19 protein-coding genes and 1 tRNA gene are annotated in these 24,684 nt (G+C 40.4%); 13 read left to right on the top strand and 7 right to left on the bottom strand.

Annotated elements, in window-relative coordinates; genetic code table 11:
* Positions 1–53: 53 nt before the first annotated feature.
* A tRNA-Gln gene (locus M3P19_RS12550) sits at positions 54–125 on the bottom strand.
* A 169-nt stretch (positions 126–294) separates the two neighbouring features.
* On the opposite strand from M3P19_RS12550, the gene M3P19_RS12545 reads away from it, so the two are divergent.
* On the top strand, positions 295–3,627 hold the full coding sequence (locus M3P19_RS12545) for a glycosyltransferase family 117 protein (RefSeq protein ID WP_249658028.1): 3,333 nt from the start codon (positions 295–297) through the stop codon (positions 3,625–3,627).
* Positions 3,628–3,656: 29 nt separating this feature from the next.
* Here the strand turns inward: M3P19_RS12545 and M3P19_RS12540 are convergent, their stop codons facing one another.
* The 3 genes from M3P19_RS12540 to M3P19_RS12530 form a co-directional block, all read right to left on the bottom strand.
* Positions 3,657–3,953, bottom strand: coding sequence for a thioredoxin family protein (locus tag M3P19_RS12540; protein ID WP_036382448.1), 297 nt, complete (start codon positions 3,951–3,953; stop codon positions 3,657–3,659).
* Between the two features lie 90 nt (positions 3,954–4,043).
* The gene (locus M3P19_RS12535) at positions 4,044–5,279 is read right to left on the bottom strand and encodes a metallophosphoesterase (protein ID WP_249658027.1); all 1,236 of its coding nucleotides are present in this window, start codon (positions 5,277–5,279) and stop codon (positions 4,044–4,046) included.
* A gap of 54 nt (positions 5,280–5,333) precedes the next feature.
* On the bottom strand, positions 5,334–6,056 hold the full coding sequence (locus M3P19_RS12530) for a copper homeostasis protein CutC (RefSeq protein WP_249658026.1): 723 nt from the start codon (positions 6,054–6,056) through the stop codon (positions 5,334–5,336).
* A gap of 67 nt (positions 6,057–6,123) precedes the next feature.
* Between M3P19_RS12530 and M3P19_RS12525 the strand changes: the two genes are divergently transcribed.
* From M3P19_RS12525 to M3P19_RS12515, 3 genes are all read left to right on the top strand, one after another.
* Positions 6,124–7,116 (top strand): isoaspartyl peptidase/L-asparaginase family protein, encoded by a 993-nt coding sequence (locus M3P19_RS12525; protein ID WP_249658025.1) that lies wholly within the window; start codon positions 6,124–6,126, stop codon positions 7,114–7,116.
* 118 nt (positions 7,117–7,234) lie between these two features.
* Entirely contained in the window at positions 7,235–10,069 is a 2,835-nt protein-coding gene (gene polA, locus M3P19_RS12520) for a DNA polymerase I (protein ID WP_249658024.1), read from the top strand.
* 10 nt (positions 10,070–10,079) lie between these two features.
* Positions 10,080–11,603: an arylsulfatase gene (locus M3P19_RS12515; protein WP_249658023.1), complete on the top strand. Its 1,524-nt coding sequence runs from the start codon at positions 10,080–10,082 to the stop codon at positions 11,601–11,603.
* 16 nt (positions 11,604–11,619) lie between these two features.
* On the opposite strand, the gene M3P19_RS12510 is transcribed toward M3P19_RS12515, so the two are convergent.
* Entirely contained in the window at positions 11,620–12,078 is a 459-nt protein-coding gene (locus tag M3P19_RS12510; RefSeq protein ID WP_249658022.1) for a MarR family winged helix-turn-helix transcriptional regulator, read from the bottom strand.
* Between the two features lie 179 nt (positions 12,079–12,257).
* Here M3P19_RS12510 and hppD point away from each other — a divergent pair, with 179 nt between their 5' ends.
* From hppD to M3P19_RS12485, 5 genes are all read left to right on the top strand, one after another.
* Entirely contained in the window at positions 12,258–13,391 is a 1,134-nt protein-coding gene (gene hppD, locus M3P19_RS12505) for a 4-hydroxyphenylpyruvate dioxygenase (protein ID WP_249658021.1), read from the top strand.
* Between the two features lie 69 nt (positions 13,392–13,460).
* Positions 13,461–14,618 (top strand): homogentisate 1,2-dioxygenase, encoded by a 1,158-nt coding sequence (locus tag M3P19_RS12500; RefSeq protein WP_249658020.1) that lies wholly within the window; start codon positions 13,461–13,463, stop codon positions 14,616–14,618.
* 65 nt (positions 14,619–14,683) lie between these two features.
* Positions 14,684–15,904 carry a fumarylacetoacetase gene (gene fahA, locus M3P19_RS12495; RefSeq protein ID WP_249658019.1) on the top strand — a complete coding sequence of 407 codons (1,221 nt, stop codon included), beginning with the start codon at positions 14,684–14,686 and terminating at the stop codon, positions 15,902–15,904.
* Between the two features lie 30 nt (positions 15,905–15,934).
* Positions 15,935–16,843 carry a flavin reductase family protein gene (locus tag M3P19_RS12490; protein WP_249658018.1) on the top strand — a complete coding sequence of 303 codons (909 nt, stop codon included), beginning with the start codon at positions 15,935–15,937 and terminating at the stop codon, positions 16,841–16,843.
* A complete protein-coding gene (locus M3P19_RS12485; protein WP_249658017.1) occupies positions 16,843–17,949 on the top strand; it encodes a pyridoxal phosphate-dependent aminotransferase in 1,107 nt (368 codons plus the stop codon). Before M3P19_RS12490 ends, M3P19_RS12485 begins: the two co-directional genes overlap by 1 nt.
* 33 nt (positions 17,950–17,982) lie before the next feature.
* Here M3P19_RS12485 and M3P19_RS12480 read toward each other — a convergent pair whose 3' ends face one another.
* Positions 17,983–18,600, bottom strand: a complete 618-nt coding sequence (locus M3P19_RS12480) for a lipocalin family protein (protein ID WP_249658016.1) — start codon at positions 18,598–18,600, stop codon at positions 17,983–17,985.
* Positions 18,601–18,681: 81 nt separating this feature from the next.
* On the bottom strand, positions 18,682–21,333 hold the full coding sequence (locus M3P19_RS12475) for a DUF5916 domain-containing protein (protein ID WP_249658015.1): 2,652 nt from the start codon (positions 21,331–21,333) through the stop codon (positions 18,682–18,684).
* A gap of 250 nt (positions 21,334–21,583) precedes the next feature.
* On the opposite strand from M3P19_RS12475, the gene rplM reads away from it, so the two are divergent.
* The 4 genes from rplM (at position 21,584) to tsf (ending at position 24,656) form a co-directional block, all read left to right on the top strand.
* The gene (gene rplM, locus M3P19_RS12470; protein WP_249658014.1) at positions 21,584–22,039 is read left to right on the top strand and encodes a 50S ribosomal protein L13; all 456 of its coding nucleotides are present in this window, start codon (positions 21,584–21,586) and stop codon (positions 22,037–22,039) included.
* Positions 22,039–22,425, top strand: a complete 387-nt coding sequence (gene rpsI / locus M3P19_RS12465) for a 30S ribosomal protein S9 (RefSeq protein WP_249658013.1) — start codon at positions 22,039–22,041, stop codon at positions 22,423–22,425. Before rplM ends, rpsI begins: the two co-directional genes overlap by 1 nt.
* A gap of 208 nt (positions 22,426–22,633) precedes the next feature.
* Positions 22,634–23,755: a 30S ribosomal protein S2 gene (rpsB, locus tag M3P19_RS12460; RefSeq protein ID WP_249658012.1), complete on the top strand. Its 1,122-nt coding sequence runs from the start codon at positions 22,634–22,636 to the stop codon at positions 23,753–23,755.
* A 76-nt stretch (positions 23,756–23,831) separates the two neighbouring features.
* Positions 23,832–24,656: a translation elongation factor Ts gene (gene tsf / locus M3P19_RS12455; RefSeq protein WP_249658011.1), complete on the top strand. Its 825-nt coding sequence runs from the start codon at positions 23,832–23,834 to the stop codon at positions 24,654–24,656.
* The last annotated feature ends 28 nt before the right edge of the window (positions 24,657–24,684 follow it).

Below are 24,684 nucleotides of genomic sequence, written 5' to 3'. Positions count from 1 at the left end.
TTTTCCCCTAAATAAAAAAACCTCCTATATTTGGTATATAAGGAGGCTTTTTGTTGGCCCACTAGGACTCGAACCTAGAACGACTGGACCAAAACCAGCTGTGTTGCCAATTACACCATGGGCCATTACCGTAATTGAGGGTGCAAATTTATAACAAACTTTCATTTCAGCAAATAAAATATTCAGAATCCTAAGGTTTTTTCAATAGACAACTGTTGTTAAAGCTTTTCCAAAATTAGCCAAGCGTCTCTAGTATATTTACTAAATTCGCCCCAACTGGTTAAGACCATATATATGTTTGCAGAAAACTTCAAGAAATGGGACACCATTTTCGGGTGGGCCACTTTCACAATAGCACTTATCGTTTATTCGCTAACCGTAGAACCCACGGGAAGTTTCTGGGATGCTGGTGAATATATTACCACATCAGCAAAATTACAGGTTGGACACCCTCCAGGGGCACCATTATTACAAATGATAGGGGCTTTCTTTTCCATCTTTGCCTTTGGCGATACCACTAAAATCGCATTGATGGTAAATGCCGTGTCTATTGTTTCTAGTGCATTTGCTGTACTCTTCACATTTTGGACCATTACCAATTTGACCAGAAAGCTAATCAAGAAGAAAAAACTAATTTCAAACAGCAAGGCGATTGCAATCTTCGGTAGTGGTTTAGTAGGTGCTTTGGCGTTTACTTTTTCAGACAGCTTTTGGTTCAATGCCGTAGAAACGGAAGTATATGCCATGGCGAGTTTTATCATGGCCCTTTTATTATGGATGGGTCTAAAATGGGTTGATAATTTGGACGACCCCCGAGGCAATCGTTGGCTACTGCTGATCTGCTTTGTGATTGGACTCACGTTTGGAATCCAGTTTATGGGCTTTTTGGCCATTCCATCAATCGGCTTGTTGTATTATTTTAAAACCTACAAAAAGACGACCATAAAGAACTTCTTACTGGCAAACATCGTTGTTATAACGTTGTTGATGCTAGTCTATAAATTCTCTTTGACCTATGTGCTAAAACTCTTTGGTTGGAGCGAGGTGTTCTTTATCAATAGCATTGGCCTTCCCTTCAACTCTGGAACCATCATAATGGGCCTCCTATTTGTAGCAGCATTTTATTTTGCCTTACGGTATACTCGGAAAAACGAATTTAGGACTGGGAATCTTGTTATCCTTTGCCTAATGTTCCTACTTCTCGGATTCTCATCCTGGTTAATGTTACCTATTCGTGCCAATGCCAAGACTGTTGTGAATGAAAATGATCCTGCAGATGCCCGTTCCTTATTGGCGTATTACAACCGTGAACAATATCCGGGAGTTGACAGTCCATTTTATGGAGCCTACTATTCAGATACTTTTGCTCCTGCCGGTGAAGACAGAGACGATCGTCCTAAGTATGAAAAAGATGAAAAACTTGGGAAGTATGTCATTGTGAACAATTACAAAGGAGCCATCCAAGGTCCGCATGAAAAACATGTAGGTTGGTTACCTAGACTTTGGAGTGCCCAACATGCGGAAAATTATATGCGCTATTTTGGTGTATTGGATTTCAAAATCAAATCTGAATACATATCCCAAAATGATCTTCGCGAAGCCGTAGCCCATTTTAAAGCTTCCTATGACCGAGGGGAATTGGATGCCGAACAATACATGAGATTCTTGAGGGAATTTGGAGAATATATCGAAGTGGAGCCACCTAGTCTGGGCCAGAATATTCGGTATATGTTCGAATACCAATTTGGGTACATGTATATGCGCTACTTCATGTGGAATTTTGCAGGTAGACAAAATGATGTCCAAGGGCGTTACGATGAAAATGGAAATTGGTTGAGCGGCATAGGATTTATTGACAGTTTAAGATTAGGTAGTCAAGAAAATCTTCCAAGCGATTGGACCAATAATAAGGGCCGAAACACCTATTTCTTCTTGCCCTTACTATTAGGAATAATAGGAATTGTATTTCAGATTTCAAAAAACCCGAAACAGTTTTGGGTGCTTTTTGTATTCTTTATGTTTACAGGTTTGGCCATCCAATTTTACACTAACCCTTATGTATTCCAACCACGGGAAAGAGACTATTCCTTAGTAGGTTCTTTCTACGTGTTCTGTATGTGGATTGGTTTAGGGGTCTATGGTTTATTTGATGAATTCCGAAAGTTGATTTCAGCCAAGATAGCCGCACCGGCATTGACTACATTATGTCTACTTTCAGTACCCTTACTCATGGCCTATCAAAATTGGGATGATCATGACAGGGCAAACAGGTATACTGCACAATCAACTGCCAAAGCATACTTGGATTCATGCCAAGAGGATGCAGGTGCCATTTTATTCACCATTGGAGATAACGACACCTTTCCACTTTGGTATGTTCAGGAAATAGAAGGACATAGAACCGATGTCCGTATTGTGAACACCAGTTTATTTGCAACGGACTGGTACATTGATCAAATGAAACGTCAAGCTTATGAAAGTCAACCGATACCTTCTCAATTGACCCATGATAAATATCGTTATGGTTCAAGAGATGCAGTTTATTACCAGGGCATAACGGATAACAGATGGGATATTAAGGACTTCATCAATTGGATTGGGAGTGATAAGCCTCAAACCAAATACCGCTATTTGTTGGAAAAGCAAGGCGCTGATATCAGTGTTGTTCCGGAAGGCACCTTGAATATCATTTACTATCCTACAAACAAAATCCGTGTTCCTGTGAACAAACAAAATGTACTGGATAGTGGCTTGGTAAAACCTGAGGATGCAGATTTGATTTTGGATTATATCGATATTGATTTGCCACAAGGAGCATTACCAAAAAACAGGATATTGATGTTGGACCTGTTGGCGAATAATGATTGGAAAAGACCAATTTATTTCTCAGGAGGTAGCTTTGACAGTGCAGAGTATATCTGGTTGAAAGAATACCTGCAACTTGACGGGTTGATTTATAAATTGGTGCCGATAAAGACCGAGAACGAAAGTTCTTTTGAAATGGGCCGAATCGATAGCGATTTGATGTACAATATCATCAAAAAATGGGATTGGGGGAACTCTGGAGATACTGGGATATACCACGACCCTCAAACACGTTCCCAGGGATTGTCGTTCCGAAGCAATCTTGCCAGATTACTGGAACAACTACTTCAAGAAAACAAGATTGATAAAGCAAGCGAGGTCATTGATATAGCCATGACCAATATGCCAGTTGAATCGTATGGCTTCTACGCTTTCGTTGAACCCTATATGGATGGATACTACAAGGTTGGCGAAAAGGAGAAGGCTAGGGCGTTGTTCGAGAAGTTAAAAAAGGTATATCAAGAACGATTGGAATACTACTCTGGAATTCCATTAGATGAACAATATGAACAATTGGATGAAGTTTTGGCCGATATGCAGGCATATCGAAGAATCATTGACATCCTAATTGAAAACCAAGATCGCGATAAGGCTACTTCAGAAACATTGATTTTCAATGAATACATTGATAAGTTTTCCCAGTTTATGGGAGACGGCGATGAAGACTTGTTTGAAGACCCGGAACCAGACCCAGATATGGGAGATACAATTCCTATGGATACTATTGAAGCTCCAAGGGACACAACAACAGCATTGGAATAAAAAAAGCGAGGTGAAAAACCTCGCTTTTTTTAAATATACTCGTTTAAGATGCCGATTAGCGTATTAGCGTCTTGCTCACCGCTCTGTCGCCAGACCATCTCTCCTTTTTTATAGATCATTAATGTTGGTAACCCTTTGATGCGCAGAGCTTGGGAAAGCTCCTTGTTTTTGTCCACATCAATCTTGATTACCTTTCCTTTATCACCCAAGGCCGCTGCAACATCGCGCAACACAGGGTGCATGGAAGTAGATTGTTCATTCCATTCTGCATAAAAGTCCAGCAACACTGGCACTTTTAAATCGATAAGTTCACCAAATTTAGACATGAATATTCCTAGGTTTACAGGGTAAAAGTAAGAAAATTTGTTAAAATTTTGATGACCCCGTTAACTAACCCCAAGTCTACTTCGTTAAATTCACGTTAAACCTTTCTTTTTTAAGGTAATCACGGTAATCTCTGGCCATATACCAACCCTACCTGGATATCCGATAAATCCAAAGCCGCGGTTAACATTGATGTATTGGTTGAGCTCTTCATAAACTCCTGCCCAATATTTATATCGCCATTTTACCGGACTCCATTTTACCCAACCGGGTATCTCCACTCCAAATTGCATACCATGGGTATGTCCACTTAAGGTAAGATGGAAATGATAGTCGTCATGAATAACCACATCTTCCCAATGTGATGGATCATGACTCATCAGAATTTTGAAATCTTCTTTAGCAACACCAGATTTGGCTTTCTGCAAATCCCCTGCCTTTTTAAAGCCACCTCTACCCCAATTTTCAACCCCCAATAAGGCAATTCGTTGACCGTCTTTTTCCAAATAGCGATGTGTATCCAATAAGAGATCAAACCCCATTTCCTTTTGCAGGTCCTTCAAATCTTGCAGGTTTTGAGCCTTGGCTTCTTCGGATGGCCATGATGTATAGTCCCCATAATCATGATTCCCTAAAACAGAATATACCCCATCTTTAGCCTCCAGCTTTGAAAAAAGTGCTGTCCATGGTTCCATTTCCACTGCTTTATCGTTAACCATATCCCCGGTAAACAAGATCACATCGCTTTGTTGCTTATTGATCAAATCTATTCCGTAGGCTACTTTGTCATGATTATCAAAACTACCGCTATGCACATCTGATATTTGGGTAATTTGATAGCCATCAAAAGCATCTGGCAAATCATCAAAAGCCATTTCATATTTTAGGACTTTGTAATTGTATTTTCCACGATACATACCATAAAGCAGCGCACCAAATGGCAAGGCGGCAATACCTAAGGCAATCCCACTGATAAACTTCCTACGAGATGGAAAGAAATTGGTTTGTGGCTCCGTCAATCCTGCTATTTTGTTATAGCCAAATACAAACAGTCGGACCACATCTTCCAGCAATAGGAATATGCCAAATACAATTCCTAAAATCAAAAAAGAAAAGAATATTCCCCCAGCCACGGCTAGTTGGCCTCTAACCCCATCACCCGGAGTATAATTGATTACGCGAATTATAAAATTAAGAAGTGCAGCCAAAAAAAGCAGCCCATAAAATAGGTGTACCCACGTACTTTTAAACAGGGTCTTGAATCCTTGAAAGCCATATATGGCCAAAACCACATAAATTATTGAGAGTACAATGAGGAACCTAGGCATGCAAAATTTTTTATAAAGATATTTCTTTCGATTTTGACCGGTGGTTTTTGGCGATTATTTAACGCTGTGTACAATTTGACGAACCTTATCTGTATTTGTTACGGCAACATCGTCTTCCTTTAAATGATTTGCCGAATTCATCGGCAGTTTTCCTTTTAAATCCATGGAATTTCCAAAAGTTGTACCGGAAAGATGAATCGCCTTCATTTTTGCGTTTTTGAACAATGAAATGTTCTCCGGATTCAATCCTCCACCCGCCATTACTATGCAATTTTCCGAAGCTTCATTCAAAGATTTAAGCAACTCCAGTCCCTTAGCGGCATTTACTTGTTGCCCAGATGTTAAAACATAATCAACCCCCAGATTATCTAATTTTTGGTAGGTTTCCTTTGGATTTCTCACCCAATCGAATGCACGATGGAACGTAAACAACATTCCCTCGGCCTGCGCCATCAACTTTTGCGTATTGTAGATATCCAATTCAAAATTCGGATGCAGCACACCACTGACAATTCCCTCTACCCCAAGTTCACGGCAAAAGGAAATATCCTTCAACATGGTTTCCAGTTCATGATTCGTATAACTAAAATGTCCGCTTCTTGGGCGGATTAAGACATGCACAGGAATATGCAACTGCTCTTTCACCAGTTTCAACAAACCAAATGAGGGCGTAATCCCGCCAACACCTAGCTCCGAGCATAACTCAATTCTATCAGCCCCAGCTTCTTGTGCATTTAAAGCAGATTCCAATGAATTGGCACAGACTTCTACAAGCATATTCCTATATTTAAGTTTTCAAGATAACAACAATAATCCTTACCAAAGTTAAGGTCAAACCAATTCCATGAAACGAAGAAATTTTTTAAAAAAATCCAGCCTATCAACGGCCGGCATCATCTCTGCCCCTGTTCTAGCTTCTTGCAAAACTGAAACATCCACGAATACTGCAAATGCAATGGCGGCAGTAATTAAGCCAATAGTAATTTGTACATGGAATTTCCAAAATGCATCAGCAAAAGCATGGGAAGTTTTAAGCGCAAATGGCAGTGCTTTGGATGCCGTGGAAGAAGGCGTGAAAGTGGAAGAGGCGGATACCAACAACCAAACTGTAGGTGTTGGTGGTAGACCCGACCGGGAAGGTAGAGTGACTTTGGACGCCTGCATTATGGATAAGGATGCCAATTGCGGTTCTGTGATGTGTATGGAGAACATTGCCCATCCTATATCTGTTGCCCGCAAGGTGATGGAAGAAACCCCACATGTGATTTTAGCAGGAAAAGGTGCGGAGCTTTTTGCCTATCAACAAGGCTTTGAAAAAACGAATTTATTGACCGAACAATCGAGAAAGGAATGGGAAGAATGGAAAAAGGAGTCTAAGTATGAAACAATCATCAACATAGAAAACCACGATACCATTGGTATGTTGGCCATAGATGCCAACGGCGATATTGCCGGAGCTTGTACCACGAGCGGAATGGGTTATAAAATGGCAGGTCGAGTTGGTGATTCACCTATCATAGGGGCTGGCCTTTACGTAGACAATGAGGTTGGGGGAGCTACTGCCACTGGCGTTGGAGAAGAAGTTGTACGTACTGTGGGCAGTTTTTTAATTGTTGAATTGATGCGACAAGGTAAATCCCCACAAGATGCCTGCGAAGAAGGGGTAAAACGAATTATGAAGAAAAATGAAGGCCGAAAAGATTTCCAAATAGGTTTTATTGCGGTAAATAAAAATGGAGAAACCGGCGGATATTGTGTTCATCCAGGTTTTACCTATCGTGAATTTTCGGAAAATGGGCATGAGAACAAATCGGTGGAAAGTTTTTACAACGGATAACCCCTGCATTCATTCCGGATTTTAGAATCTTGAAGCTGCATTCCAGCATCTTTTTTCTACCTTTAAAAGCTATTCAAAATCAATTGCTTTTTTAATTTCAAACATCTAACCAATACCTATGTCAGATCAAAAAAGACTCTTCCTTCTGGATGCTTACGCCTTGATCTTTAGAGGCTATTATGCCTTATTGAAAAACCCTAGAATCAATTCCAAGGGAATGGATACCTCTGCAATTATGGGTTTCGTGAATTCCCTTTTTGATGTGATCAAACGGGAAAAACCAGATCATTTGGCCGTTTGTTTTGATAAAGGAGGCAGTGTGGAACGCACGGAACTTTTTGAAGATTACAAGGCTAATCGTGATGAGACACCAGATGCAATCCGTATCGCAGTTCCTTATATACAGGATATATTAAAAGCCATGAACATCCCAGTAGTGGTTTTGGAAGGTTATGAGGCAGATGACATTATAGGAACTCTTGCCAAACAGGCTGAAAAAGAAAACTATAAGGTTTTTATGGTAACTCCGGATAAGGATTTTGGACAATTGGTTTCTGAAAATATTTTTATGTATCGTCCTGCTCGAATGGGAAATGGCATAGAAATATGGGGTATTCCTGAAGTTCAAAAGCGGTTTGGTGTTCAACGTCCGGAGCAAGTCATTGATTATTTGGGAATGATGGGTGATGCCAGTGACAACATTCCGGGTCTTCCAGGCGTAGGCGATAAAACCGCCAAAAAATTCTTGGCAGAATTCGATTCATTGGAAGGCCTACTTGCCAACACCGATCAGCTGAAAGGTAAGATGAAGGAAAAAGTGGAAGCCAATGCTGAGCTAGGTAGATTATCCAGAAAATTGGCGGAAATTAAAATTGATTGTGATGTTACGTTCAATGCGGACGACTACGAAATGTCGGAACCTAATACCGAAAAGGTACAACACCTATTTGACGAATTGGAATTTAGAAGACTGAAAGATCAATTTATCAAAATTTTCAGATCAGAAGCACCTACGAATCCAACTGAGGAAAAAGGGACGGCTTCAACACCAAAAGCTGCAGCCGCAGGTAGTGGTCAATTCAGTTTGTTTGGAAGCGACCCCTCAAACGTACCTGCAACCATAAAAGATAGCTCGGGAAGAAATACCGTGGCAGATGTTGGTCATCTTTATCAAACCATCAATCCGGGAGTAGGACTTGATCTTTTCATGAAAAAATTGATGCAGCAACAATCGGTTTGTTTCGATACCGAAACTACCTCAATTAATCCCCTGGCTGCGGAGCTTGTAGGTATTGCATTTAGTTGGGAGGCCAAAAAGGGCTACTATGTGCCAATTCCGGAATCACACGAAGAAGCTCTGGAATTATTGGAAGTCTTAAAACCCTTTTTCGAATCCGAAACAATTGAAAAAGTAGGACAAAACTTGAAGTACGACATCAAGGTGATGAAGAATTATGGTATCGAGGTCAAAGGAAAACTCTTTGATACCATGTTGGCCCATTATCTCATCAATCCGGATATGCGACACAACATGGACGTATTGGCTGAGACCTACCTTAATTATACACCAGTATCCATTACTGAATTGATTGGCAAAAAGGGAAAGAATCAATTGACCATGCGTCAAGTTCCTTTGGAAAAACAAACAGAATATGCGGTAGAGGATGCCGATATTACGCTTCAACTTGCGCAGCAGTTTAGGCCAGAATTGGCCGACGCAAAAACGGATGCCCTATTCGAGACCATCGAGATACCACTGCTTCGAGTACTTGCAGACATGGAGACCGAAGGTATTAATCTGGATAAATCCTTTTTGCACGAATTATCAACCGATTTGGATAAGGATATCAACTCATTGGAGCAAAAAATCTATGAAGCGGCAGGACAACAGTTCAATATTGCATCACCCAAACAACTCGGTGAAATCCTGTTTGAAAAGCTCAAATTGGTAGATAAACCCAAAAAGACCAAAACAGGTCAATACTCCACCGCTGAAGATGTACTATCCTACCTGGCCAAGGACCATGAAATCATACAAAATGTTTTGGATTTTAGAGGTCTCAGTAAATTAAAGAGCACCTATGTGGATGCATTACCCAATGAGGTACAGGAGCATAGTGGTAGGGTACACACGGATTATATGCAAACCGTTGCTGCAACCGGGCGATTAAGTAGCAACAACCCCAACCTGCAAAACATACCAATCAGAACAGAACGTGGCAGACAGGTGCGAAAAGCTTTCATTCCAAGAGATGAGAATTACACCCTTTTGGCGGCGGATTATTCACAAATTGAACTACGCATCATCGCTGCACTCAGTGAGGAAGACACCATGATCGAGGCTTTTAAAAACGGGGAGGATATCCATGCATCCACAGCAGCTAGAGTATTTAACGTTCCCATTGATGAAGTCACACGAGAGCAACGAAGCAATGCAAAAACTGTCAATTTTGGTATTATTTATGGCGTTTCTGCCTTTGGTTTAAGCAATCAAACCGACTTGAGTAGGTCAGAAGCCAAAGAATTGATCGAGACCTACTATAAGACCTATCCAAAATTAAGGAACTACATGAGCGAACAAGTGGATTTTGCACGGGACAATGGCTATGTGCAAACCGTTTTGGGCCGCAGAAGATACTTGAAGGATATCAATGCTGGGAATCAGGTAGTTCGAGGTGCCGCGGAGCGAAATGCCGTTAATGCTCCAATCCAAGGAAGCGCTGCGGATATTATAAAAATTGCAATGATCAATATCCACAATAAATTAGCAGAAGGAAGTTATAAGACCAGAATGCTATTGCAAGTACATGATGAACTGGTATTTGATGCCTACAAGCCAGAATTGGATAAAGTAAAAGAATTGATCAAATCGGAAATGGAAAATGCCTATCAACTTGCGGTACCGCTGGATGTGGAAGTTGGACTAGGTGAAAATTGGCTTGAAGCCCATTAAAAACCAACACATGCACTTAAGAACGAAAATCGCCGTATTAGCAGCTTTATGCTGCGGAATCTCTCTGTTTAGTCAATCAGAAAAACCCAACATCATATATTTCTTGGCAGATGATTTGGGTTATGGCGAAGTTGGGGCCTATGGGCAGGAAATTATAAAAACTCCAAATATTGATTCACTAGTAGAGCGGGGCATGAAATTTACTCAGCATTATTCCGGCGCCCCGGTTTGCGCTCCAGCACGATATATTTTAATGACTGGAAAACACGCTGGGCATGCCTATATCCGAGGGAATGATGAATGGCGGGAACGTGGAGAGGTCTGGGATTATAAAAAAGCATTCAGCAACCCAAATTTGGAAGGTCAAAGACCTATCCCTGAAAACACCATAACCATTGCCAAAAAATTAAAGGAAGCCGGGTATACTACTGGAGTTTTTGGAAAATGGGGTTTGGGCGCACCAAATACTGAAGGTGTCCCCAACAAACAGGGTTTTGACTATTTCTTTGGATACAATTGCCAAAGACAGGCTCATAATCTTTTTCCAAGTCACTTATGGGAAAACGAGAACAAAGTGTATCTCAAAAATGAGTTGATCGCTCCTCATGAACGATTGGACTCCTCCTTGAATCCATTGGATGAAAAAAGTTACGATAAGTTTTACCAACCGGAATATGCACCTGATGTTATCCACGAAAAAGCATTGACCTTTATGGAGCACAATAAGGACAGCTCCTTTTTTCTTTATTATGCTTCTCCGCTACCCCACTTGCCTTTGCAAATTCCAAAAAAATACGCAAAACCGTATCTAGATATTATTGGTAACGAAGAACCTTATATTGGAGATCAAGGATATTTTCCTAATCCTTACCCTAAGGCATCCTATGCAGCCATGATAACGTTGCTGGACCAGCACTTGGGGGAATTGATCCAAAAATTGAAAGACCTGGGCATTTACGAAAACACTTTGATTCTCTTCACCAGCGACAATGGTCCTACTTATACTGGTGGTGTTGATTTTGAACATTTTGAGAGTTCAAAACCATTTACCAACGGAGCTGGAAAAACGAAGGGACATGTGTATGAGGGTGGCATTCGGGTACCCTTTGTGGCCAGTTGGCCCCAAAAAATAAAGGAGGGTAGTACTTCTGCGCATCAATCTGTTTTCTACGATGTGATGCCAACTTTATGTGAAGTAGCAGGAATAGAGGCTCCAAATGAGATTGACGGCATCAGTTTCTTGCCTGAATTATTAGGTAAGAAACAACCTGAACATGATTACCTATACTGGGAATTCCCAAGTTACAAAGGTCAACAGGCTGTAAGAATTGGCGACTGGAAAGGTATCCGTAAAAACATCTTCGAAGGCAACCTAAAGATTGAGCTCTATAATTTAAAAACAGATATAGAAGAGCAAAACGACCTAGCGCAACAGCATCCCGAAATTGTCGAAAGAATTGAGGATATAATGAAGCGCGAGCATGTACCTGCTGCCAATGAAAGGTTTAAGTTTAGAGAATTGGGAGATCCATGAGAATTATCAATAAAATTTAAGCGTTATCCAAACCATCGGAATAATTATTTCCTATTTGGTTCAGCACTTTCAAGAAAACATCAAATTCCGAACGATCTAAATTATTGATTGCAAGTTTTCTAAGTTCCACGGCATGCGGTAAGATTTTATTGATGACCCGTCTGCCCTTCCGTGTAACTTCCAGCTTAAAGCGTTTTTGATCTCCTTCAAAACGTGTCTTGGTAATCCATTCCTTTTTTTCCAACTTTCCAATTACCCTAGAGGTTGTCGCCCTATTTCTAAAATTCGTTCGTACAATTTCACGCTGGGAAGCTTCTTTGCCTAACTCGGAAATTCGATGGAGAATTACCCATTGCTCAATGGTTAAATCCACACCCAATTCTGCGAACTTTTTAAGATATGCATCCTGGATACATCGCAATACAAGATCCAAGTGCAAGCCTATTCCAGAGATTTCATCTATTTGATTCAGCATAATCCATAACTTTAAGCAAAACAGCATAAATGGCTCATGATTTGACCAAATTTCTGTTCCTCACCTAAACTTCATTCAATTTTAACAAAAAAAATGCTTCCATCCCTAAAAATCCGATTCAAAATATTTATTTTTGTTGCATTAACAACAATTATCTAATTAAATCTAAATATAATCCTATGGAAACTACTGCAATCCCAAAAATCCATGATGCCGCAAAGGACTTTATGCCCATCAACGGTACGGATTACATTGAGCTTTATGTAAGTAATTCAAAGCAAGCTGCACACTTTTATAAAACTGCCTTTGGTTTTCAGTCTCATGCCTACGCAGGTTTAGAAACCGGACTTACCGATCGTGAAAGTTATGTTGTGATCCAAGATAAAATACGATTGATTCTTACCTCTCCATTAAAAAGTGGAACTGATATTGGAAGACATATTGACCAACATGGTGATGGTATAAAGGTAGTGGCACTTTGGGTAGATGATGCCACTTACGCTTACAACACCGCAATGGAACGGGGTGCAAGATCTTATATGGAGCCAGAAACCACCGAAGACGAATCAGGTAAAATTGTTCGCTCTGGAATTTACACCTATGGTGAAACAGTCCACATTTTTGTGGAACGAAAAGATTACAATGGCGTTTTTATGCCAGGTTATAAAAAATGGGAAACACCTGACTACAATCCTGAACCAACAGGCCTAAAATTTGTTGACCATATGGTGGGCAATGTTGGATGGAACAAAATGAACCATTGGGTGGAATTCTATGAAAATGTAATGGGCTTCGTAAACATTCTTTCGTTTGATGACAACGATATTTCCACAGAATATACTGCACTTATGAGTAAGGTGATGAGTAATGGTAATGGACGTATCAAGTTTCCAATCAATGAGCCTGCAGAAGGAAAGAAGAAATCCCAAGTAGAGGAATATCTTGATTTTTATGAGGGCGAAGGTGTACAGCATATTGCTGTAGCCACCGATGATATCATTACAACGGTAAGACAATTGAGAAGTCGTGGCGTAGAGTTTCTTAGGGTACCGGACACCTATTATGATGCTGTAACCGATCGTGTAGGGAAAATTGATGAGGATATTGCTCCACTTAAAGAGTTAGGAATTTTGGTAGATAGGGATGATGAAGGTTATTTGCTTCAAATATTCACGCGACCTGTAGAACCAAGGCCTACCATGTTCTTTGAAATCATCCAAAGAAAAGGAGCACAGTCGTTTGGAAAAGGTAACTTTAAGGCATTGTTCGAAGCCATTGAGCGGGAACAGGAAGTTAGAGGGACTTTACATTAATCCGTTGAAAGCAACTCCCCCAAGGTTTATTATCTTGGGGTGATTTACTCAACATTTAACAATCTTCATATGCCTATATATCACAAGCTTGGCGAAATTCCACAGAAAAGGCATACCCAGTTTACAAAGCCAAATGGCAATCTGTATTATGAACAGTTGTTCGGAACCATTGGTTTTGATGGGATGTCATCATTGATTTATCATCATCACAGACCTACCCAAGTATCTGCAATTGGGGAAGCGATAGATGTGAACCCTAAAATCGCAGTGGATAGGAACATCACATCTCGAAAATTGATTGGTTTTGATGTTACACCTAAAGATGATTTTCTCGAGGCAAGAGAACCAATGCTGGTAAACAGTGATGTACATGTTGGTCTTGCTGCGCCAAAAAAATCCTTGACCGCATATTTTTATAAAAATTCGGATGCAGACGAACTTTTGTTCATCCACAAGGGTACAGGGACACTTCGTACATTTTTGGGGAACATTCCATTTGAATATGGGGATTACTTAATCATTCCGAGGGGCATGATCTATCAAATTGAATTTGATACGGAAGATAATCGCATTTTGTATGCGGAATCCTTCCACCCTATCTATACTCCTAAACGCTACAGAAATTGGTTTGGGCAACTATTGGAACATTCCCCCTTTTGTGAAAGGGATTATAAACTTCCCCAAGATTTGGAAACCTATGATGAAAAGGGAGAGTTTGTCCTAAAAATCAAAAAGCAAGGAATGTTGCACAGCTTGGTGTATAGTACCCACCCTTTTGATGTTGTTGGCTGGGATGGATACAATTTCCCCTACGGATTTTCCATCCATAACTTTGAGCCCATTACTGGAAGGGTCCATCAACCACCACCGGTGCATCAAACTTTTGAAACCTCAGCATTTGTGGTTTGTTCTTTCTGCCCTCGCTTATATGATTATCACCCAAAGGCAATTCCAGCACCATACAATCACTCTAATATAGATTCTGATGAAGTGTTGTACTATGTTGATGGGGATTTTATGAGCAGGACCGGTATCGGGCCAGGGTATATTACTTTGCACCCTGCAGGAATCCCACATGGTCCACATCCTGGCACTTATGAAGGTAGCATTGGCAAAAAAGGGACAGAAGAGCTTGCGGTAATGATAGACACCTTCAAACCGCTAAAGGTCACTGAGAATGCACTTAAAATAGATGATGGCACCTATTATAAGTCATGGGTTGAATAAGAGTTTAAATCAAACCATTAAAATAAATTCAATATTCCTGGGTATAGGAATCACAATAATATACTATGATCATTAACGTACCTGAAAATTCAGATTTTTCCATCCATAACATCCCGTTTGGGATTTTCTCTACAGCAGACCGTAGTCCAAGAGCTGGTGTTGCCATTGGTGAACATATTTTAGATTTAGCCGCTGTTGCGGAATTGGATGTTTTTGACTTCAACACAGCTATTCTTGAAAAAGAGGTCTTAAATGATTTTATCGCATTGGGAAAATCCATTACCAACAAGGTCCGAAGGGATATCCAGCATTGGTTACAGGACGAAAATTCCGTGTTGGCCGATAAGCCGGAATTATTCGTACTTCAATCCGAAGCACAAATACATATGCCTGTTTATATAGGCGATTACACAGATTTTTACTCTAGTATTGAGCATGCGACGAATGTAGGAATCATGTTCCGTGGTCCAGAAAATGCATTGATGCCCAATTGGAAGCACATTCCTGTTGGATACCATGGTAGAGCAAGTTCTATTGTTGCTAGTGGTTTACCTATGCACCGACCAAAGGGACAGACCTTACCGAAGGATGCTGAGGCACCCATCTATGGTCCTTGTCAGCGTTTGGACTTTGAATTGGAAATGGGGTTTATCACAGGAAAAAACACCAATTTAGGTGAATCCATAGCCACAGAAGATGCAGAAGATTACATTTTCGGTATGGTATTGCTGAATGATTGGTCTGCACGTGATATTCAAAAATGGGAATATGTTCCCCTTGGCCCATTCTTGGCCAAGAATTTTGCATCACACATTTCACCATGGATAGTTACCCTGGAGGCATTGGAGCCTTTTCGAGTTTCAGGACCAAAACAAGAACCAAAGGTTCTTCCCTATTTAGCGTATGAAGGGAATAAAAACTATGATATAAAATTGCAGGTTGGTATTCAACCTGAAGGTGCCGAGGAACAGGTAGTCTGTAATTCCAATTTCAAATACATGTATTGGAATATGGCCCAACAATTGGCCCATCATACTGTTAACGGATGCAACATCAATGTAGGTGATCTTTACGGTTCTGGAACCATTTCAGGAAAAGATGAGAACTCTTACGGCTCGATGTTGGAATTGGCTTGGATGGGGACCAAACCATTAAAAATGAAAGACGGCTCGGAACGTAAATTCATTAACGATGGCGACACGGTAATCATTAGAGGGCATTCTGAAAAGGATGGTAAACGAGTTGGTTTTGGTGAAGTTTCAGCCAAAGTACTACCAGCAAAATAGATTTATCTTAGTAGCTAATAAATCGAATCCATGTCCACAACCATGACCATTGACCCATCATCCATAAGTCAACCGGAACTACATTCCTATTTGCTTACTGCTGTAGCGCCGAGACCAATTTGTTTTGCTAGCACCATAGATAAAGAGGGGAACATTAACCTTAGTCCGTTCAGTTTTTTCAATGTCTTCAGTTCCAATCCACCCATCATGGTGTTTTCTCCTGCAAGAGGAAGAGGTAATACGTTGAAGCATTCCCTTTTGAATACTAAGGAAGTTCCCGAAGTCGTGATCAATATTGTTGATTTTCCAATAGTGGAACAAATGTCTCTCTCAAGTACAGCATATGAGAAAGATGTCAATGAATTTGTAAAATCTGGTTTGACGGCAGCTCCTAGTGAAAAAGTCAAACCGCCGCGGGTTGCGGAATCTCCGGTTTCTTTTGAATGTACCGTTGATAAAATCATCGAATTAGGCAATACCCCTGGCGCTGGAAATCTAATTATAGCAAAAGTGGAATTGATCCATATTCAAGAAAAATTCTTGAATGACACTGGAAAATTAGACCCACTTAAATTGGATTTGGTAGGACGCATGGGTGGTAGTTGGTACACCAGAGCCAGCGGAGATTCACTTTTTGAAATCCCAAAACCCATTCAAACCAAAGGGATTGGTGTAGACAACTTGCCAGAGGGTATTCGTAACAGTACCATTTTAACAGGTAATAATCTAGGAAGACTTGGGAACCTGGAAAAATTACCCTCTTCTTCTGAAGTAAATGCTATCGCTGAAGATGATGAAGTAGTGATGCTTCATAAAAAATTAAAGGAAAACCCTATCAAACTAAAAGAAGAATTGCATTGGATCTCCCAGAAAATATTGGAATCTGGAGAAACGGTAAAAGCCATTTCCATTCTGATGCATGCTGAAAAAATCAATTGATGAAATCAGGAATAACCTCTATTTTCAAGTCTTACCTGGAACCTAAAAAAGTTTACGAAGGTGGTAAAAACATCCCCGTTAGTCCTGGTAAAAAAATCTACAAGCTTTCATCTAATGAAAATCCTTTAGGTCAATCCCCAAAGGCAACACAAGCTATGATAAAGGCTTCGGAAAACGTACATGTTTATCCAGACCAAACGGATATTAGATTACGACGCGCCTTGGTCAAGGATTTCGAGAACCAATTAGACGAAAACCAATTCATCTGCGGAAACAGTGGTTCCGAAATCATTGACATGCTTCTTCGGGCGTTTATAAACGAGGGTGATGAGGTCATTTTCTCCAATCCTTGTTTTTTACCTTATTCCGTTTTTTCTGGTTGGTATGGTGCCAAGCAGGTAGATGTTCCTCTTTTGGAACCTGATTACAAATTGGATATGGAAGGTATATTGAATTCCATTACAGATAAGACCAAAATCATATTTCTGACCAGTCCAAATAACCCAACAGGTACTTATATTCCGAAAGTTGAGGTGGATGAGTTTTTGTCGCGAATTCCGGATACTATTCTTGTCGTTTTTGATGAGGTTTACCGACACTTTACGGATGCTCCGGATTATACCTCTGCGCTACCTTATGTGAAAAATGGGCAAAACGTAATTGGAATCAACAGTTTTTCCAAAACCTATGGACTGGCCGGCCAACGTATAGGTTATGGGTATACCACAGAAACCATCGCCACCTATCTGAGGCAAATCCATAAACCCTTTTTATTACCACTTACTTCTATTGAAGGAGCAATAGGTGCATTAGAAGACAAGGTTTTTATTGAGGAAACGGTAAAAACCGTAAACCAAGGCCGCGAATATCTAGCCCAAGAATTTGACCGATTAGGAATTTCCTATTGGCCAACTCAGGCCAACTTCTTTTTAATTGACCCCCCAATTCCTGAATTTGAATTCACGGAACGCATCATGGAACTTGGTATAATGGTCCGGCCTGTATCGCAATTTGGTGCACCTGGAAAAGTCCGGATAACCATTGGTGACAATGAAGCGAATCAGGCGTTGGTAAAAGCACTTGAAATAATAAAGCCCCAAAGTTAATTTTGGGGCTTTTTTTATGCTTAAGGGTTTTTCTTATTCTTCAACCTGTTTAGTGAAAACCGCTTCTGCGCCTTGGTAATTGTTCGGGTCAATATCCGCTCCGTCAATAACCAATGTATTTTCATCTTCCAAGGTAATTGTAATTGTAGTCTCTTCCATGTCAGCTGTGACCAAGGTCAATTGATCGCCATCTAAACTCCATGTGCTGGATTCCATATCACTTTCCGCAGGACAAGGAATCTCCAATCCACCTACACCTACATTGATCGACAACAAATCTATTTTATCCGCAGAAGTAGCAGTGCCATCCTCATTAAAGGTCAACACCACTAAATCACAACCGTTGGCATTAAGGTAATCCAAGATTTGCTTGGCAAACTCTAATTGGTCATTGTTCAAGGATTCATCAAAACGTAGATCGGTCATTAACCAAACACCGACCAATTCGCTGTCCATTATATCCTGACCTTGACCTTCATTTCCGTCTCCCGAACCATCATCAGAATTAGAACCATCTCCTGCATCACCATTGGAATCGTCATCAGAGCCTTGTTCCATATCGGTATTAGCACCAGATTGTTCAATACTGTCAGTAGAACAGGAAATCACAAAAAATCCTGTCAGTAATAACAGTAGTATACTCTTTTTCATGTCTTTAGTTTGTGGGGTTATTATCGAGATAACGCAAAATGGCGCTAAAAAGTACCTCTCAGACCAAAGAAAAACGGCAATTTAAAGGACAAATCTATAGGTGGCTTTGAGCAAAAAGATGTTTTGAGGCTTTTGTCCAAAGATGTTATCCCCCAAACTAGGCAGTAATCCCTGCGTTGGATCACCGGATTGCGAAACATCCTGGGACCACACTAGAAATATTTCAGAGCCAGGTACATATTCCCATCGCACAACCAGATTAGAGCGAAATTGCACAAAGGAAAAGTCGGGATCATCAAAAGTGAAATCCGTGTTGCCATCCAAATTCTCATCCACAGAAAAGGTCTCATCAGAAAAACTCAATTGATCTCCGGTATATGCCATAAAACGATCTTCAAAGTATTTTGCCTCTGGACTTGTAACGTGCTTAAAATTAGAATAGCGTCCTCGAGAAATGAATGGTTGTCCCCAATACTGGATGGTCAGGTTAGGGTTAATGTTATAATTCAATCGAAAAGACATGCTCAGTGTACGTTGATTGATTTCACCATTTAAGTATCTGACCGAGCCATTAACGTCATCTATATTGTCTATGTACTGCAGTTTATTGTTATTAATACGTAACGATGGAGAGGCGGATATCCGCAGCGCATTGATCGGCTGGTATGTAAGTCCGGTTTCCACGGAGTAGAAGCGGAAGGAATTGTCCACAGCTCTTCTACCATTCTGGAAAAAGCTAAATCGCACTTTTTTCCTATTATCGGTGTTAATACTATTCCAAAAACTAACCCATTGGGATTGTCTTAGTCGGGGCCCTCCGCGCAATGCAAAATTATCGTAATCCACCGGTGCAAAATTAAAACCTACATTAGTGAACCAGTTGTTTTTCCAGTTCTGCCAACTGTTGGTATTGAACTGAAGATAATTATGGTTACCGCCAAAATCGAATGCAGCCCAATGATTATAGTTTATCCCCACCCTTCTAAATGTACTGTCAGGCTTTAAGGTTTGATAACCTACCCAAGTATAGTGCCTTATATCATCGGATTGTCTCTGAAAACCGAGATCGTTCAATTCCAATTCCGGTGATCTCCAAGTACCACCTGATTCAAATCGCCAATGCCCATTTCCAATCTTGCCAATTTGGATGTTCCCACCCGTACCCGTCAATGCGGTTCTGTTTTCATCAACAGTTACGTGGTCCGCACCAACGCGCTGAAATAAGTGTGTTATGGATTCTTGGGTATTCTGAATTGCCTCGGCACTCCCTTTTACATGACTTACAATAAAGTTTCCTTCAACATACCAGTCTCTGTTATGCCATTGATGTTTGAAATCCAATCCTCCGGTAAATGCAGATTTATGTAAAAAATCCAACTCGTCAATAAGATCATCTCTGTTGGTTCCTGTAAATATTCCTCCGATATAGGAATTCCTGTCATTGAAGTCTTTTTGCAACCTCCCTACGAAATAATTGGTCAATGGTTCCACAATTTGCCTACGTTCCTCCCCTACGCCGTTTCTTATGGTTGCATATCGTCTTGCCGTTACACTTTCCAAAGCACCAATGGCCCATCCATCCTTGGTTTTTCCACTGAATTTAGCGGCACCTATTATAGGTGTGTTATCTGGCTGATCCACAAATTCTGTATCTCCGGCATCAACAGAACCCTGTGGGCTTCTTCCTATTCTTCTTGAATAGAAAACATTATCAAATCCGAAGGTATTCCCGGCTTCAGATTCAGATACCCTGAAGTCGAATATGTTCTTGTTCTCCACAAAAAATGGCCGTTGCTCCCGAAAGAAGATTTGAAATCCATCTAACGCTATTGCAGATGGATCAGCCTCCACCTGACCAAAATCCGGATTCACCGTGAGATCTAAAGTTAAATCATTGGTAACACCAATTTTGGCATCAAGTCCAACGGTGAGCTCACTTTCATTTCCATCACGAAATGGGTTTCCCTCTTCCGCCTCATAAGTTTCCCCGCTGGTTACAGTATATGGCTGAATCTCCAACTGCTTTTGCGGTTCAATATTTTTTAATCCGTGGAGCTCTCCAAATTCACTTACCCATCCCGGTTGATCTATTGGTTTCCGCTGCCAAACAGAACGTTCTTCCGCTCTAAATATCCGTCGGGTACTTTGAAGGCCCCACACTTGGTTTTCGGAGGATCCAAATTTCAATTGACTCAAGGGTATTTTGAATTCCGCTGTCCATCCTTCTTCATCAATGTTGGTCTTCGTATACCAAATAGGGTTCCAACTTTCATCCCAATTGGTCCCGTTATTAGAAACAAATTCATCTCCTTTTACGCCAGATACACTTGTAGTAAATGAAAATGCGGTTCGTTTATCGTGGTAGCTATCAATGTTGAATTCAATAAAATCTCCTTCAAAGCCATCACGTCTTGACATTCGTTTTACAATTTTATCCGGTTCAGAATCATAACACCGGACACCTATATATAGGAACTTGCTATCGTAAACAATTTTGAATCTCGTCTGATCGGTGGGCTCAGTGTTCTCATCTGGGATAAATTCGATATAGTCACCAGCCCATTCCACAAGGTTCCATGCGGAATCATTCAAAAGTCCATCAATATTTGGTGGTGCTTCTTCACCAATAGGAGCGGTTACATATATCTTTTTGGGAACGACCAAGGTGGAATCTTGGGCCTGCACATTAAAATATAGAAATAGTAATGTGGATAAGATGATTAGTCTTGACACGATAGAGCGTTTTTTGATTGAATAGCTGTCTTAAAGACCCATAAATTAGTCAACAGTTACACCCTCTATTAATTTTTACCCTGTTTTTAACAGAATTATAGCATAGTTTTGCACCTGCTTTAGATTCAATTGGCTGCCTTTGGGAAAAAGTCAAAAATATTCCCAATCAACCATTTGTAATTCAATCTAATAATTGTACATTTGCAGCCCGTTATTCGGGATAGGTTTTTAAATCAATAATATTCTAGAAGTGGACACATTAAGTTATAAGACTATTTCTGCCAATAAATCAACAGTTGACAAACAATGGTTATTGGTTGATGCTGAAGGAGAAACATTAGGAAGATTGGCATCCAAAGTAGCCAAGTTGCTAAGAGGGAAACACAAGCCAAATTTCACTCCTCATGTGGATTGTGGAGATAATGTAATTGTGATCAACGCAGAGAAAATCAAGTTGAGTGGAAATAAGTGGGAAGACAAAGAGTACCTTAGATATACTGGGTATCCTGGAGGTCAGCGTTCCACTACCGCAAAAGAATTATTGGATAAACACCCAGAAAGGATTGTTGAAAAATCCATTAAGGGTATGCTACCTAAAAACAGACTGGGAGCAGATTTGTTTAGAAACCTAAAGGTTTATGCTGGTACTGAGCATAACCAAGAAGCACAGAAACCAAAGGCAATTAACCTAAACGACTACAAATAATGGAAGTGGTTCACAAAATTGGTAGAAGAAAAACTGCTGTAGCAAGAGTATATGTTTCTGAAGGAAAAGGAAACATCACTATAAACAAAAGAGATTTAAAGGAATATTTTACCACTGCTCCATTGCAATACAAGGTAAAGCAACCTTTTGCCTTAACAGAAACTGAAGATACTTACGATGTAAAAGTAAATGTTTACGGAGGTGGTATCACAGGACAAGCAGAAGCTGTTCGTTTGGCACTTTCTAGAGCATTGTGCGAAATAAACGAAGAAAATAGAACTGTTCTTAAACCAGAAGGCCTATTGACTAGAGACCCAAGAATGGTGGAAAGAAAGAAATTCGGTCAGAAGAAAGCCCGTAAGAAATTCCAGTTCTCTAAACGTTAATATTTTTGGTGCCCACGCACCGCATTATATAAGTTCATTGAAAACCCTGATTTGTTTCAGGGTTATATTTTTAACCAAGTTGTCGTTGTTCCAAAAGGAAAAAAACGAACTTTTTGGAATTTAGTTTAGCATCTAAATGGTCAGGGCGCGCAGTAATGCAACCACCAGGTCATTGCTACTACAACGGAACGTAAACTAAGTACATAAAATGGCAAGTAACATTGAAGTTAAAGACTTACTTGAAGCAGGTGTTCACTTTGGACACTTAACAAGAAAGTGGAACCCAAACATGTCTCCATACATCTACATGGAGCGTAACGGTATCCACGTTATCAATCTCTACAAGACAGTTGCAAAATTGGACGAGGCTAATGAAGCACTTAAAAAAATTGCAGCATCTGGGAGAAAAATCCTTTTCGTAGCTACTAAAAAACAAGCTAAGGACATTGTTGCGGACAAAGTGTCTAAAATAAACATGCCGTACATCACTGAAAGATGGCCTGGAGGTATGTTGACCAACTTTGTAACGATTCGTAAAGCCGTTAAGAAAATGGCAGCTATTGATCGCATGAAGAAGGATGGCACATTCAATACGTTGTCCAAAAAAGAAAGATTACAGGTAGATCGTCTTAGAGCTAAGTTGGAGAAAAACTTAGGTTCTATTGCCGATATGACTCGTTTGCCTGGGGCAATTTTCATCGTGGATACCATGAGAGAGCACATTGCCGTTAAAGAAGCTCAAAAATTGAACATTCCGATTTTTGCAATGGTCGATACTAACTCTGACCCAAGACCTATTGATTATGTTATTCCTGCTAATGATGACGCAGGTAAATCAATTGAAGCTATCATGACTCAAGTCACCGAGGCTGTAGCAGAAGGTTTGGCGGAAAGAAAGAACGATAAGCAAGAGGGAAAAGCTGAAGCTCCAGCTGCCAAAGCTGCTCCTGCAAAGGAAAAAGCTCCAACTAAAGCGGAAAAAGCTGTGGTAAAAGAAGTTAAGGAGGAAACTCCGGCTCCAGTTGAGGCCAAAGAAGAAAAAGTTGAAGCACCAAAGGAAGCGGCAAAAGCTGAAAAAGCAGATGACCTTACCAAAATTGAAGGTGCTGGACCAAAAGCTGCTGAAGCATTGGTAAACAATGGAATCGATACCTATGCGAAACTTGCTAAAGCTGATCCGGAGAAAATCAAGGAAATCCTTACAGAAGCCAGTTCAAGAATGGCTCATTTGGATCCTACTTCTTGGCCAAAGCAAGCCCAAATGGCTGCCGATGGTAAATGGGATGAGCTTAAGGAGTGGCAAGATAACGCCAAAGGTGGCGTAGAATAATCAACTGATAACATTACGCTAAAACGAAACACTTAAATAGTGTTTTACTTTACATAAATCTTAAAAGAAAGAAAAAATGGCAAAGATTACCGCCGCAGAAGTAAATAAACTAAGAAAAACCACCGGAGCTGGGATGATGGATTGCAAGAATGCTTTGGTTGAAGCTGATGGTGATTTTGAAAAAGCAATTGAAATCCTTCGTAAAAAAGGACAAAAAGTAGCCGCCAAGAGAGCTGACAGAGATTCTTCTGAAGGTGCCGCTATCGCGAAAGTGAATGCAGAGAGTTCTGCCGGAGTAATTATCTCCTTGAACTGTGAGACTGATTTCGTTGCTAAAAACGAGACTTTCGTAACCTTGGCCAACGATTTGGCTGATGTAGCACTTGGATTCGACAATAAAGAAGCATTCCTTGATGCTCCTTTTAACGGAATGACGGTTGCTGAAAAATTAACTGAGCAAACAGGTGTAATTGGTGAAAAAATCGAAATCGGTAGTTTCGCAAAATTGGATGCTCCTTTTGTAGGTTCCTATATTCATGCTGGTAACAAGATTGCTACATTGGTTGGATTATCTGCTTCTGTAGATGGTGCTGCTGAGGCTGCCAAAGATGTTGCAATGCAAGCTGCTGCAATGAATCCAATTGCATTGAATGAAGAAGGCGTTGATCAATCTGTAATTGACAAAGAAATCGAGATTGCAAAAGATCAACTACGTCAAGAAGGAAAACCTGAAGCCATGTTGGAAAACATCGCCAAAGGAAAACTTAAGCGTTTCTTCAAGGACAACACTTTGGTTAATCAAGCTTTCATCAAAGACAGCAAGCAAAGTGTAGCCCAATACGTAAAATCTGTAGACGCTTCTTTGGAAGTAACAGGTTTCCAACGTGTAGCATTGGGGTAAGCAAAAAGTAATAACACAAAAAAACCGC

It is taken from the genome of Flagellimonas spongiicola (assembly GCF_023502425.1).
Taxonomy (GTDB): domain Bacteria; phylum Bacteroidota; class Bacteroidia; order Flavobacteriales; family Flavobacteriaceae; genus Flagellimonas; species Flagellimonas spongiicola.
Note: the sequence above shows the minus strand (reverse complement) of the source record. Positions and strands in the feature narration are given on the sequence as shown.

Coding starts and splice junctions, on each gene's coding strand:
- fahA (WP_249658019.1), top strand. CDS start 14,684: ATGATCATTAACGTACCTGAAAATTCAGATTTTTCCATCCATAACATC.
- M3P19_RS12515 (WP_249658023.1), top strand. CDS start 10,080: ATGCACTTAAGAACGAAAATCGCCGTATTAGCAGCTTTATGCTGCGGA.
- M3P19_RS12490 (WP_249658018.1), top strand. CDS start 15,935: ATGTCCACAACCATGACCATTGACCCATCATCCATAAGTCAACCGGAA.
- hppD (WP_249658021.1), top strand. CDS start 12,258: ATGGAAACTACTGCAATCCCAAAAATCCATGATGCCGCAAAGGACTTT.
- M3P19_RS12485 (WP_249658017.1), top strand. CDS start 16,843: ATGAAATCAGGAATAACCTCTATTTTCAAGTCTTACCTGGAACCTAAA.
- rpsI (WP_249658013.1), top strand. CDS start 22,039: ATGGAAGTGGTTCACAAAATTGGTAGAAGAAAAACTGCTGTAGCAAGA.
- polA (WP_249658024.1), top strand. CDS start 7,235: ATGTCAGATCAAAAAAGACTCTTCCTTCTGGATGCTTACGCCTTGATC.
- M3P19_RS12535 (WP_249658027.1), bottom strand. CDS start 5,279: ATGCCTAGGTTCCTCATTGTACTCTCAATAATTTATGTGGTTTTGGCC.
- M3P19_RS12540 (WP_036382448.1), bottom strand. CDS start 3,953: ATGTCTAAATTTGGTGAACTTATCGATTTAAAAGTGCCAGTGTTGCTG.
- M3P19_RS12525 (WP_249658025.1), top strand. CDS start 6,124: ATGAAACGAAGAAATTTTTTAAAAAAATCCAGCCTATCAACGGCCGGC.
- M3P19_RS12545 (WP_249658028.1), top strand. CDS start 295: ATGTTTGCAGAAAACTTCAAGAAATGGGACACCATTTTCGGGTGGGCC.
- M3P19_RS12530 (WP_249658026.1), bottom strand. CDS start 6,056: ATGCTTGTAGAAGTCTGTGCCAATTCATTGGAATCTGCTTTAAATGCA.
- M3P19_RS12510 (WP_249658022.1), bottom strand. CDS start 12,078: ATGCTGAATCAAATAGATGAAATCTCTGGAATAGGCTTGCACTTGGAT.
- M3P19_RS12480 (WP_249658016.1), bottom strand. CDS start 18,600: ATGAAAAAGAGTATACTACTGTTATTACTGACAGGATTTTTTGTGATT.
- tsf (WP_249658011.1), top strand. CDS start 23,832: ATGGCAAAGATTACCGCCGCAGAAGTAAATAAACTAAGAAAAACCACC.
- M3P19_RS12500 (WP_249658020.1), top strand. CDS start 13,461: ATGCCTATATATCACAAGCTTGGCGAAATTCCACAGAAAAGGCATACC.
- rpsB (WP_249658012.1), top strand. CDS start 22,634: ATGGCAAGTAACATTGAAGTTAAAGACTTACTTGAAGCAGGTGTTCAC.